Source organism: Mesorhizobium sp. P2_C7 (assembly GCF_056404515.1).
The window spans coordinates 356,945-369,388 of sequence record NZ_JBFUDW010000006.1 but is presented as its reverse complement, the minus strand read 5'-3'; the positions used below and the strand labels follow the sequence as shown (position 1 = coordinate 369,388).

General features: G+C 61.3%; 11 protein-coding genes. 7 read left to right on the top strand and 4 right to left on the bottom strand.

Features of this window, described 5'->3' with window-relative positions:
- Nucleotides 1-76 precede the first annotated feature (76 nt).
- The 3 genes from AC1D2G_RS15690 to AC1D2G_RS15680 are packed head-to-tail and all read left to right on the top strand — an operon-like array spanning nt 77 to nt 4,065.
- On the top strand, nt 77-997 hold the full coding sequence (locus tag AC1D2G_RS15690; RefSeq protein WP_477415080.1) for a carbohydrate ABC transporter permease: 921 nt from the start codon (nt 77-79) through the stop codon (nt 995-997).
- Complete coding sequence (locus AC1D2G_RS15685; protein ID WP_477415078.1) at nt 997-1,899, top strand: carbohydrate ABC transporter permease; 903 nt, start codon at nt 997-999, stop codon at nt 1,897-1,899. The genes AC1D2G_RS15690 and AC1D2G_RS15685 overlap by 1 nt, the downstream gene beginning before the upstream one ends.
- A gap of 24 nt (nt 1,900-1,923) precedes the next feature.
- Complete coding sequence (locus AC1D2G_RS15680; protein ID WP_477415076.1) at nt 1,924-4,065, top strand: beta-galactosidase; 2,142 nt, start codon at nt 1,924-1,926, stop codon at nt 4,063-4,065.
- 463 nt (nt 4,066-4,528) lie between these two features.
- Here the strand turns inward: AC1D2G_RS15680 and AC1D2G_RS15675 are convergent, their stop codons facing one another.
- The 4 genes from AC1D2G_RS15675 to AC1D2G_RS15660 are packed head-to-tail and all read right to left on the bottom strand — an operon-like array spanning nt 4,529 to nt 8,333.
- Nucleotides 4,529-5,563, bottom strand: coding sequence for an extracellular solute-binding protein (locus AC1D2G_RS15675; protein WP_477415074.1), 1,035 nt, complete (start codon nt 5,561-5,563; stop codon nt 4,529-4,531).
- A gap of 19 nt (nt 5,564-5,582) precedes the next feature.
- A complete protein-coding gene (locus AC1D2G_RS15670; protein ID WP_477415072.1) occupies nt 5,583-6,386 on the bottom strand; it encodes an ABC transporter permease in 804 nt (267 codons plus the stop codon).
- On the bottom strand, nt 6,379-7,272 hold the full coding sequence (locus tag AC1D2G_RS15665; protein ID WP_477415070.1) for an ABC transporter permease: 894 nt from the start codon (nt 7,270-7,272) through the stop codon (nt 6,379-6,381). The genes AC1D2G_RS15670 and AC1D2G_RS15665 overlap by 8 nt, the downstream gene beginning before the upstream one ends.
- Nucleotides 7,269-8,333, bottom strand: a complete 1,065-nt coding sequence (locus AC1D2G_RS15660; RefSeq protein ID WP_477415068.1) for an ABC transporter ATP-binding protein — start codon at nt 8,331-8,333, stop codon at nt 7,269-7,271. The genes AC1D2G_RS15665 and AC1D2G_RS15660 overlap by 4 nt, the downstream gene beginning before the upstream one ends.
- Before the next feature lie 121 nt (nt 8,334-8,454).
- On the opposite strand from AC1D2G_RS15660, the gene AC1D2G_RS15655 reads away from it, so the two are divergent.
- The 4 genes from AC1D2G_RS15655 to AC1D2G_RS15640 all read left to right on the top strand — a co-directional run bounded on the left by AC1D2G_RS15655 (nt 8,455) and on the right by AC1D2G_RS15640 (nt 12,377).
- A complete protein-coding gene (locus tag AC1D2G_RS15655) occupies nt 8,455-9,120 on the top strand; it encodes a TetR/AcrR family transcriptional regulator (protein WP_477415067.1) in 666 nt (221 codons plus the stop codon).
- On the top strand, nt 9,121-10,770 hold the full coding sequence (locus tag AC1D2G_RS15650; RefSeq protein WP_477415065.1) for an amidohydrolase: 1,650 nt from the start codon (nt 9,121-9,123) through the stop codon (nt 10,768-10,770). It begins immediately after the preceding gene.
- Nucleotides 10,760-11,203: a DUF3237 family protein gene (locus AC1D2G_RS15645; protein ID WP_477415063.1), complete on the top strand. Its 444-nt coding sequence runs from the start codon at nt 10,760-10,762 to the stop codon at nt 11,201-11,203. The genes AC1D2G_RS15650 and AC1D2G_RS15645 overlap by 11 nt, the downstream gene beginning before the upstream one ends.
- Nucleotides 11,204-11,591: 388 nt before the next feature.
- Entirely contained in the window at nt 11,592-12,377 is a 786-nt protein-coding gene (locus tag AC1D2G_RS15640; protein ID WP_477415061.1) for a GntR family transcriptional regulator, read from the top strand.
- The last annotated feature ends 67 nt before the right edge of the window (nt 12,378-12,444 follow it).

Here is a 12,444-nt window from a genome sequence, read left to right as displayed (position 1 = left end):
CTCCCGGGCACCGGCCGGGCGCGCCTTGATCGGCGCGCCCGATCTCTTCATCTTGCCGGACGGGGGACCCATGGCAATGTCGAATTCGCCAGCCGCAGCGACGCGCCCAGCGCGATTGGGCGGTTTTACGTCACGAAAGCTCGCGCCCTATCTGTTCCTGGCGCCCTTCTTGCTGCTGTTTATCGCCTTCATCGTCGCGCCGCTGGTCTATGCGTTCTATATGAGCCTCTACCGCGACACGCTGGTGGGCGGACGGCAGTTCGCGGGTGCAGCCAGCTACATCAAGGTCGCGGACGACGCCAAATTCTGGGGCGGCGTGTTGAACCTCGTTCTGTTCGGCATCGTGCAGGTGCCGATCATGCTGGCCCTGGCGTTGTTGTTCGCCATCGTGCTCGATCGTGGCGAGGTCTATGCCAAGGGCCTATTCCGGCTCGGCTTCTTCCTCCCCTACGCTGTGCCGAGCGTGATCGCGACGATCATCTGGGGCTATCTCTATGGCCCCACCTTCGGCCCGTTCACGCAGATGGCCAAGGCGTTCAACCTGCCGCCGCCGGACTTCCTGTCGCCGGGCGCGATGATCTTCTCATTGGCCAATATCGTGACGTGGGAATATGTCGGCTACAATATGGTGATCTACTACGCCGCGCTGAAGGCGATCCCGTCGGACCTCGCTGAGGCCGCGCGGATGGACGGCGCCTCGCCCTGGCAATTTGCCCGGCTGATCCAGCTGCCGCTGCTGTGGCCGGCGATCCTGCTCACCATTATCTTTTCGATCAACGGCACACTGCAGCTGTTCAATGAGCCGTATTTGATGCGCGCGCTCGCCAGTAATACAATCAATTCGAGCTACACGCCGAACCTCTATGCCTATTCTCTTGCGACTAAGAACCAGCAGTATGGCTATGCGGCCGCCGTTTCGTTCGTGCTTGGCATCGTGATCGCCGGGGCCTCCTACATCTTCACCCTGATCGCCAACCGCCGTCGGCCGGAGCAATGATGACTGCGACCACCGACATCGCCACTTTCGAGGCTGCCAGGCGCCGGCCCGGCGAAAGGCGGCGCTCGCGGATCATGCTCACGCTGCTGCTGTCACTGTTCCTCCTCTACAGCTTCATGCCGCTGGTCTATCTGGTCCTGTCGGCAACGAAGACGAATGGCGACCTATTCACCACGTTCGGCTTCGCCTTCGGCACCGAGTTCAACCTCTGGCAGAATCTGAGCGATCTTCTGGCGCGCGACAACGGCGTGTTCATGCGCTGGATGTTCAACAGCCTGCTCTATTCGACCGTCGCCGGGCTCGGTGCCGCGATCTTGGCTACCGCGGCAGGCTATGCGCTAGCCAAATTCAAATTCGTCGGCCGCAATCTGCTGTTTGCGCTGGTCTTGGGCGCTGTGATGATCCCGCAGACGGCCCTCGTCGTGCCGACCTTCCTGCTGCTGGCGCTTTCGGGACTCAGCGACAATCCGCTGGGCGTGATCCTGCCCTCGATGATCTCGCCGATCGGCGTCTATCTGATGCGCGTCTATATCGAGCAGGGCGTCGACGACGAACTGCTCGACGCAGCGCGTCTCGATGGCGCCGGCGAGTTCGTGATCTTCCGCGCCATCGTGCTGCGGCTGGTGGCGCCGGGTATGGTGACCGTGGCGCTGCTCTCGTTCGTCGGGACCTGGAACAATTACTTCCTGCCGCTCATCGTACTGCGCACGCCGGAATATCAGCCGATCACGGTGGGCCTTGCGACCTGGTATCAGCTCGCGCAGCAGGGCGGTGGCGGCGGACAGGTGCTGTTCTCGATCATCATCACCGGTGCGCTGGTCAGCATCATCCCGGTCATCGTGGTATTCCTGCTGCTGCAGCGGTTCTGGCAGGGCGGCCTCACCGCCGGCGCCATCAAATAGACTACCGCCTGGAGTTTTCCGATTATGACGACCGCCTCGAAATCCGCGCCGCTCTCTGTCTGGCGGCCGATCGCGACCGACACTTTCCTCGTCGGTACCCCGCATTACCCTGAGCAAGTCGATGAGAGCTATTGGCAGCGCGACGCCGACCGCATGGCAGAAGCGGGCTTCAACGCGGTGCGACTTGCGGAATTCGCCTGGCATATTATCGAGCCGCATGAGGGGACGTTCGACTTCGATTTGTTCGACCGCTCCATAGATGTGCTGGGCAAGGCCGGCATCAAGACCATCATGTGCACGCCGACCGCGACGCCGCCGCGCTGGCTGACGGCGCGTTATCCCGAAGTGTTGCGCGTCGATGCCAATGGCCGCGCCATGAGCCATGGCTCGCGCCAGCACGCCAATCTTGCGAGCGGAGTGTTCCGAGAGCATTCGAAGCGCATCACTAAAGCGATGGCCCAGCATTATCGCGGCAATTCGCACATCATCGGTTGGCAGACAGACAATGAGTTCAATACCTCTGGATCGCTGTCGTACGGTCCGGCGACTCTGGCCGAGTTCCAGGCCTTCCTCAAGGACAAGTACAAGACCATCGCCGCGCTGAACGATGCGTGGGGCGGGAATTTCTGGGCCACCGCCTACGACGATTTCGATCAAGTGGTGCTGCCGCTCGACTACGCCCCAGCCCCGGTCGGACCGACCCATGTGGTCGACTATCACCGCTTCCTCGCCTTCGTCACGGCGCGGTTCCAGCACGATCAGGTGCTGATCCTGCGCGCCACCAATCCAGACTGGTTCGTCTTCCACAATCTGGGGCGGATCGACGACATCGACTTCCGCGGCGAGTTCTCGACCGATCTCGATTTTCTCGGCTTCGACGTCTACCCGCATCTCCATGACGAGATGCAGCGGGTCGGGGGCGTCGGCGAGGTGCAGGCGCTGCATCTCGACATCTGCCGCGGCTTCACCGGCAACTTCATCGTGCCCGAGCAGCAATCGGGCTTCGGTGCGCAGCCGAACATCTCGACGCTGACGCCCGAACCCGGCGAGATGCGCCGGATGGCCTATGCGTCAGTGGCGCGCGGCGCCGATGGCGTGATGTTCTTCCGCTGGCGGCCGGCGCATTTCGGCGCCGAGATCTATTGGATGGGCATTATCGATCACGATGACATCCCGCGGCGGCGCTATGACGAGGCCAGGCAGTTTGCGGGTGAGGTCACGGCGCTCAAGGACAAGATCCTCGGCACCCATGTGCGCATGGATTTGGGCATCGCCGGATCAGATTTCGACAATCAGGAGATGCACCGCTCCTACCCCATCGGCATGCCGAGCCCGCAGGACGATGCGACGCTGCTGCACCGCTATTGCTACCGCCACAACATCGCCTGCGGCTTCATCCATCCGGAGGATGATCTCAGCAAGCTCAAGGCGCTTTACGTGCCGCATTGGGTGAAATGGACCGATGCGTGGACGGCGCGGATCGAGGCCTTTGCCAAGGCGGGTGGAACGGTAATCCTGGGAGGCCGCACCGGATCACGCGACGTTAACAACCACGTCATCCGCCACACCTCGCCGGGCAAGACGCTCTCGGCGCTGGCCGGGATCACGGTCGAGGAGTTCGGGTTGCTGACGCCGATCGGCGCCGAGGGCCTGTTCGAGCATGGCGGCCGCTTCGGCGCCAACACGGTGCGCAAGAAGCTGCCGGCGACGTCGGCGAGCCGCCAATACGAGCTCAAGATTGGGAATGCGCAGGTGACGGCGGCGCATCTTTACGAGCTGCTTAACGTCGCGCCCGGCACGGAGGTTATCGGCAGCTGGGCCAGCCGCTTCGCCGAGGGCCAAGCCGCGATGACTTCGCGCAAAGTCGGCAAGGGCAATGTGATCTACCTCGGCACATACCTCAGCGATGCTCTGGTAGAGGTGCTGGCCGATCAGGTGCTGGCGCCCGCCGGTATCGTGCCGCTCATCGCCGATATGCCGGCCGGCGTCGAAGCGACCATCCGCGAGAGCAAGGACCGCCGCCTGCTGTTCATCCTCAATACGATGGGCGAGCCGGCAAGCATCGGCAATGTCCCCGCGGGCAAGGATTTGCTCGGCGATGGCAAAGTACGCGGCGGTAAGGTGTCGCTCCCGGCCTATGGCTGTAGCATCATCGAACTCGTCTAGGAACGTTGTCGAGAGGCTTTGGGAACGCTCACTATTATCGTCAATATTCGGGGTCGCGTATAAACTGATATATACGCGATCGCGTATAATGCCAGCGCGTCAGCTGGCACGGGTTGGTCTTGGTGCCCCAGGTGTGATTTGGATCGAGCGAGCCCCTGCGGAAACTCACGGTCGTCTCGACGCCCGTACTAAAGCCGATGGCGAAGCTGATTGTGCGCTCCTGGCGTGGCACTGGGAACAGGTGCTGACAAAGCCCGACGAAGCCGCGCGGCAAGAATCTGCCTTACGTGATAAAGGCTCACGCGAGGGAGGCGGATGATGCCCAGATCGCCCGCGCACGAACCAGTGCGGAAATCACCGACTTTCTCAAAGGGAACTGACTGCACGCTCTATCTGGCGAAAAGTTCCGAGTGTGTCGCATTGTTGAAGGCCCGGTCGACAGATGTCAGCCGGGCCATTTTGTTTACTTGGTCAGATCGGTCCAGATGCGGGTGTAGATCTGCTGGACGTCCGCCGGGCAGGTCACCAGAAAGTGGGCCGCCGTCTTGAAATCTGCCGGAATCTTCATCTCGGGCGCATTCGGCAGGTCCTTGTCCATGAATTTTTCCGAGCCGGTGATGGCATTGCCGTAGCGCGTGTAGTTGGAAATCAGCGCGGCATTTTCCGGCTCCATGATGAAGTTCAGGAACAGCTTGGCATTTTCGACATTCTTGGCATCGGCCAGGATGGCGACATTGTCCTGCCAGAGCGAAAATCCTTCCTTCGGCAGGCCATATGCAAAGCCTGGATTTTCTGCGCGGATGCGCATGGCGGCGCCATTCCAGAATATCGATGCGTTCAGGTCCTCCTTGATGAACTTCTCGAAGCTCGGATAGTCGATCGAGGCCCAGTACGGTTTTGCAGCCATCAACTTGTCGCGCGCCGCTTTGAGGATCGCCTTGTCGGTGGTGCAGGGCTGGCCGCCGACATAGCCGATCGCCATGTCGATGACTTCATTCATCGACGGCACGACGTTAACCTTGCCCTTGAGCTCTTTCGGCGGGTCGAAAATGACGGCCGAGGTATTGATGTCGCCCTTGTAGACCTTGGTGTTGACCATCACGCCGGTGGTGCCCCACACCCAAGGAACCGTGTAGTGACGACCGGCGTCCCAGGACACATCCACCCATTCAGGGTTGACGTTCTTAAAGTTCGACATCTGGGATGGCTCGCTTTTCAACAGCAAGCCCTTCTCGATATAGATCGGCACCACATAGGCCGAAGGAACCACGATGTCGAAGCCGTGGCCGCCGGCCTCGATCTTGGCCATGGCGGTCTCGTTGGAATCATATTCGGTGACCGTGACCTTCACGTCATAGGCCGCTTCGAATTTCTTTATCATGTCCGGCGGTGTGTAGAGGCCGAAATTGAAGATGTTGAGCTGGCCGGCGGCAAGTGCCGGCAACGCAGTGGCCATAAGCATGGCCGTGGTGAATGTCAGGCGGAATGCGTGTTTCATTGCTTTCTCCTCTGAAAGTTCAGTTTTTCTTTTGTGTTGCCACCCACGACCCCGCCACGATCAGCACGCTGATCAGTAGAAGAAGCGAGGAAATGGCGTAGATTTCTGAAGTGAGGTTGCGCCTGAGCTCACCCATCAGGTAGGTCGGCAGTGTTTCCTGACCGGGCGATTTGAGGAAGTCGCTCATGACGAGGTCGTCGAGCGAAATCACGAACGCCAGCATGAAGCCGGCCATGACGCCTGGCGCCAGCAGCGGCAGCGTTACCCGCCGAAATGTGTAGAAGCGGGTTGCGTAGAGATCGGCGGCCGCCGTTTCGAGGCTGAGGTCCATGCCCTCGAGGCGAGCACGGATCGGCAGGTAGGCAAATGGAATGCAGAAGGTGGTGTGGGCCGCGATCAGGAAGCCAAGTCCGGTATAGCCCGTCACCTGCTTGATCTGGCCGATGATGATCAGCAACGCGATCGCAAGAACGATTTCCGGTACCATAAGCGGCTGGTTCAGGATGACATGAATTGTGCTTTCGCCGCGAAAGCCTGCCGTGCGGGTCGTGGCGATCGCTGCCATCGTGGCCATCAGGGTGGCGAGGACAGAGGCCGAGGTTGCAAGGATCAGCGAATTGATCGCGGCGTCCATGAAGGCCGCGTTGTGAAAGGCAGCCCCATACCACTTGAAGGACAGGCCTTCCCAATTGCCGATTACCCTGCCGGCATTGAACGAATAGGCGACCAGGATCACCATCGGGATGTAAAGGATGACAAAGCAGGTGACAGCAAGCAGAGCCGCGCCCGGCAGTCGTTTGACGTCGAAGCTGCGCTCAACCATGGTTGCGCTCCTTGCTGCCCGACGTGATCCGCGTGTACCAGACTAGCGCCACCAGGACCAAAATCGTCAGCGTGATCGACAGAGCCGCGCCGAGCGGCCAGTTGCGGCCCTGGCCGAACTGCATCTCGATGAGATTGCCGAGCATCATCGACTTGCCGCCGCCCATGATGCGGGGCGTGACATAGGCCCCGAGCGAGGGAACGAAAACCAGGATCGAACCGGCGATGATACCGGGGCGCACCAGCGGCAGGATAACCCGTCGCAAACAGTAGAAGCGCGAGGCGTAGAGGTCGTAGCTGGCCTCGGCGAGGCTGAAATCGAATTTCTCGATCGCCGCATAGACCGGCAGCACCATCAGCGGCAGGAAGACATAGGCCATGCCCAGCAGCACCGCAAAATTGGTGAACATCATCTGCAGCGGCTCATGGATGATGCCGAACGCCATCAGCACCTTGTTGAACACCCCTTCCGAGCGGATCATTTCCTGAACAGCGATCGTGCGGACAAGCAGGTTGGTCCAAAAGGGAATCGTGATCAGGAACAGCCAGAAACCGCGCTGCGCCGGAGCCCGGGTGGCGATGAACCAGGCAGTCGGCAGGCCGAAGATCAGGGTGATCAGCGTGGTTGCGAGCGACAGGCCGATCGAGCGGCCGAGAATGGTCAGGTTGGCGTCGGAGATTGTCAGCGTATCGTCAAAGATGTCGCGTTCGAACAGAACCGAAAACCAGCCGTCGGTCGAGAAAATCCATTTCACATTGCCGAAATCGCCGGGGGTGAGGAATGAGTAGAGCAGCACCACGCCGAGCGGCAGGATCGAAAACACCAGGATGGTGATGACAGCCGGCAGCGCGAGCGCCCAGCGGCGCGAGGTTTCCGACTGGGTCATGCATGCGCCTCCACCTCGGTGGTGATCCGCAGCGCCTCGGCCGGTAGCGCCACCGCAATGGTCTCGCCCTCGGCAAAGCTGCGTCCGCCATGCAGCGCGTTCTGCACGCGGGCAACAAGCGCCGTGCGATCGGGCAGGGCGAGATGCACATGAGTGTCGGTGCCGAAAAATACCAGTTGCGTGACGGTGGCCGGCAGGTTGAGCGCATCCGGCAGGCTGGTCGCGAGTGCCACATGCTCGGGTCGGATCATCAGCGTAAGCGGCCCGTCCGTCGCGCCGGGCAGGGACACCGTAGCCGGTCCGACACTGACTGCGCCGCCTTTGGCCTGCGCCGGCAGGAAGTTCGATTCGCCGATGAAGCCGGCCACGAAGCGATTGGCGGGATGGTCGTAAAGTTCGCGCGGGGTGGCGATCTGCTGGACGCGTCCGCCGCTCATCACCGCGATCCGGTCCGACATGGTCAGCGCCTCTTCCTGGTCGTGCGTTACGAAGATGAAGGTGAGACCGGTCTCGCGCTGCAGGCGCTTGAGTTCGATCTGCATTTCCTTGCGCAGCTTCATGTCGAGCGCCGACAGCGGCTCGTCGAGAAGCAGGATCCGCGGCTTGGCCACCAGCGCCCGGGCGAGCGCGACGCGCTGCTGCTGGCCACCGGAAAGTTCCGAGCTCTTGCGATCCTTGAGGTGCACGAGTTGCACGAGCTTCAGCATCTCGTCCACAGCCGGCGCCACTTCATGACGAGGCCTGCCCTGGGCCTCCAGCGCGAACGCGACGTTCTGGGCTACCGTCATGTGCGGGAAGAGGGCGTAGTTCTGGAACACGGTGTTGACCGGACGCCGGTTGGGCGGCATCCCGGCGATATCCTTGCCGTCGAGCACGAGCGCGCCGCCGCTCGGGCTGCTGAAGCCGGCGATCAGGCGCAGCAACGTGGTCTTGCCGCAGCCGGAGGGGCCAAGCAGCGTGAAGAACTCGCCTTCCGCGATCGAGAAGCTCACCTCGTGCAGCGCGGTCACAGCCCCGTTGCCGTAGCCGAACCGCTTGGATATTTCACGAATATCGAGCATCGGCCCTCTTGCCCTCAAAGGTCTGCACCATGACTAATGACAAAATAACTTTAGTCAATCAAATTTTTTATCGACACAAATATTTGATTGTGAAAAGCTGATGCCTGGTCTATCAAGGGACATGACACAGGCAGAGTCGGGGCTGCGCAGCCGCAAGAAAGCCAAGAGGCGCGACGAGATCATCGCCGCGGCCAGGACGCTGTTCGCCCAACAGGGAATCGATGCGACGACGATTGCCGACATCGCTGCCGCCGCAGGCATCTCTTCGCCCACAGTCTTCAATTACTTTGGCTCTAAAGACGGCGTCTTGATCGCCCTGATCAGCGAAGGCACCCACGAGGCGCGGGAGCGCGACCGGCACCTGCATTGGCGGGATGGAACGGATCTAGGAACGCTCATCGTAGACCTGTTTCTCAGGGTATCGAGCCGCACCCTTGAGATCGCGGACAAGAGGGTGTGGCGCTACGCGGAATCCGCACCCATCCGCCATCCCGAGACGGAGCTGGCGGTGCAGTACTGGGGCATTTCGGAAGCTCTGATCGATGTCGTGGCCGAATTTTTCGCAAGCCTCGAATTAAATCTGCGCGCGGGAACCGCATTTTCACCAGATTTTGTGGCGCGGCTGTTTCACGACGTCTGGATGCCCTCCTTTATCCACCTCATCACCGACGAGGCGCAGAGCCTTGTGCAGCACGAATCCATCCTGAGGGCGCGCATCCTGCCGCTCGTCCACCTGCTGTTTGACGACAGCAGCATAAAGACTCCCATCCGCAAGAGGACCGCCTGAATGAACGCCTCGCTGATCTTCATCAACGCGCGTGTCCTGACGATGGATGCGGACAGGCCGCACGCGCAGGCGCTGGCCGTAGCCGGCAACTGCATCCTGGCCATTGGTGATGAAGACAGCGTCCGTGTCCACGCCAGCCCGGATACCCGCGTCATCGATGCGGGCGGCACCACGCTGATGCCGGGTTTCGTCGAAAGCCACGTGCACATCTTCTCGGGGGCCTATGGCCAGACCCTGCTGCAGTTAGGCGAGATCAAGGGTTTTGATGCCATGAAGTCGACTGTCGAAAGGTTTGCCGCTGCCCGTCCGGCCGAGGGGCTTCTGTTCGCACAAGGGGCGGATTACGAAATCCTCGGTCGCGGCACGCGGCTCAACCGTCATCAACTCGATGCGATGTGTCCTGACCGGCCGCTGGCGGTCATGGCTTACGATTTCCATACGCTTTTCGCCAACACCCCGGCCTTGGAGGCTGCAGGCCTTCTCGGGGGACGTGATCTGCCGGTTGGCAATGAGGTGGTGATGGGCTCAGACGGCCTTGCCACGGGCGAACTACGCGAAAAGTTCGCCCTGCTTCCGGTCCTGGATCTGCGCACTTCAGGTGGGCGCGAGATGCTGGGCATGTCAGGCATCGAGCCGCCGGAAACCCCAACTCCGGCCGAATGGCGCGAGGACATGGACGTGCTCAAGGCTGGCATGCGCTTCGTCGCCTCCAAGGGCATCACCTCAATCCACAATATGGACGGCAATCGCCATCTGATGGAACTGCTCCGCGATATCGAGAACGATGGCGATCTGCTGGCCCGCACATCCGTGCCGTTCCACCTGACGCGCGAAATGGCGCTCTCCGAGCTCGATCGCGCCTCGGCGATGACCGCCGATTTCACCGGCGATACGCTTTGCGCTGGCCGGGTGAAGATCTTTGTCGACGGCGTCATCGAAAGCGGCACGGCAGCTATGTTGGCGGATTATGCCGACCGTCCGGGCCTCAAGGGTGAACCGATTTTCGATGCCGCGAGCTTTGCCGAGGCCGCCGTTGAAATCGACCGGCGCGGCATGCAGATCACCGCCCATGCGATCGGGGATGCGGCCGTGCGGATTGCCCTTGACGGTTATGAGGCGGCGCGTGCTGCCAACGGTTCGCGCGACAGCCGCCATCGCATCGAGCATATCGAGATGATTAATCCCACGGATATCCCGCGCTTTGCCGAATTGGGGGTGATTGCCTCGTTTCAGCCGCTGCACGCGCCGGTGGGCGAGACCCCTGCGAGCCGCAGCATCGGCGCTGATCGCGCGCGCCATGCCTATGCCTGGCGGATGCTCGCCGAGGCCGGCGCGACGATTGCATTCTCCTCCGACTGGCCGATCGTGCCGATCGATCCTCTGCTTGGCATCCAGACGGCACTGACGCGCAAGCCGCATATCGAGGGCCWGCCGGATCAACGGCTCGCATTGCGGCAGGTGCTGGCAGCCTTCACCTGCAACGGGGCCTATGCCGGCCATATGGAAGACAGGACGGGTACGCTGCGCCCCGGAATGCTGGCGGACCTCGTGCTGCTGTCGGGCGATATCGAGGCGACGCCACCCGACGAGATCGCAGCACTCGGCATCAGGATTACAGTTTGCGACGGACGGATCACCCATGAAGCCTGAGATTGATCTGTTTGACATGACGACCCTGGGCGCGGCCGAAACGCTCGGCCCGCCGAAGTTGCGCAAGGCTTGTGTGATCCGTGCCGACATTGGGCCGGCCCTTGAATTTGCCACCACCCAGGGCACCACGCGCGCCATGTTTCCCATTGTCGGCGGCGAGGCGCGGGGCGACGGCTGGACGGCCCACATCCTGCCAGGCGGCGCGGATTTCGCGCTTGGCCTTCCCGACGGCTCCTATCTGATCGAAGCGCGCTATTGTCTTGAACTTGATGACGGCACGCCAGTGTTCGTTACGAATGCCGGCAAGATGGTGCTGCAGCCCGGATGGCAGTTACAAGGGCCTTACCCGCGCAACACTCGAAGTGCCCGCTGGAGCGCACCGCGCGCTGGGAGACGCGGTCTATTTCGGAACCGCCCTTGCCTTGGCCGGTAATGCCGACCATGTCTTCATCGAACTCTGGGAAGCACAGATCTAACGGACAGGCAAAGGTCCGTCGGCGGCGTAGCTGAAGCGCGTCAGCCGTGCCATTTTCGACAGGCTTCAAAGCGCTAGCCGCTTGCTTGCATCCTCCTTGGAGATCAGCGGGAGCACCTCCTCGCGCATGTCGATCGCCTCGAAATCCTCTCGAAATCCTTGAGCCAACGATCGGCGTGATTGCCGGGCAGCGAACTCACCGCGCAAAGTGCGGCGCGTTTTTCAGTCTTCGACGTGGATTTGCGCATACGACCACGCACAGTCTTGTGGTCTGCGGCGCGGACGACAACCCGACGTTCACGTCGCGCGGCCCGGCTGGCACGCTGATGCCTTCCACGACAGCCCCATGACCTCTCGCCGATTTGCCTTGACTGCGCGAGAAATCTCTTCTGTATTCGTGGATACAAAAATCCAATTTTGGGTTGATCGGAAATTTCGGCGAAAAAAGATCCCCTCGATGAGCCATTCGGCAGTTCCCCACCCCCAGACTCCGGCCACCGCGGAGCAGGAAGCTTTCCTGCATCTGCAATCTGCGATACGCCTCGGGCGTTACCGTGCAGGCGACCGGCTCATCCCCGAAGAGATCGCGGCCGAGATCGGTATGAGCCGGATGCCTGTGCGGGAGGCATTCCAGCGTCTGGCAGTCGAAGGGCTGGTGGTGATCCGCCCAAACCGTGGCTGTATCGTCGCTGGTCTGACGCTGGACGAAATCTACGAGACGTTTGAGATTCGCTCGGTACTGGAAGGGCTTGCCGTTCGCCTGGCAATGCCTCGGATGAATGCCGAAACCATTGCCGAACTCGAGCGCTTGTTGGCCCGTATGGAGCGCAGTGGGGCTGCCGGCGGAGCCGATTGGGTGACAAGGCACCAGGAATTTCACGGCTACATCTGCAATCTCAGCGGCCGCCCGAAGCTTATTCGGCAAATCGCGTCACTGCATGTGACCATCGAACCCTATCTTCGCATCTGGTTCGACTATGTCGAAAAGCCGCTCAGCGCCGCGGAGGAGCATTTGGCCGTGATCGATTCGCTACGTGGCGGCGATGCCGAAGCCGCCGAAGCCGTGATGCGCAGCCACATTCTCTCCACGGCGCCGCTGCTGGCTGAGTTCGCGAGCCCGAGCCGACGTTGAGGCAGTCGGGCTAGATATTCGAGTTCTACAAAGTGCCCTCGCAGGGCCGAAAAAAGGGGAACAGAAC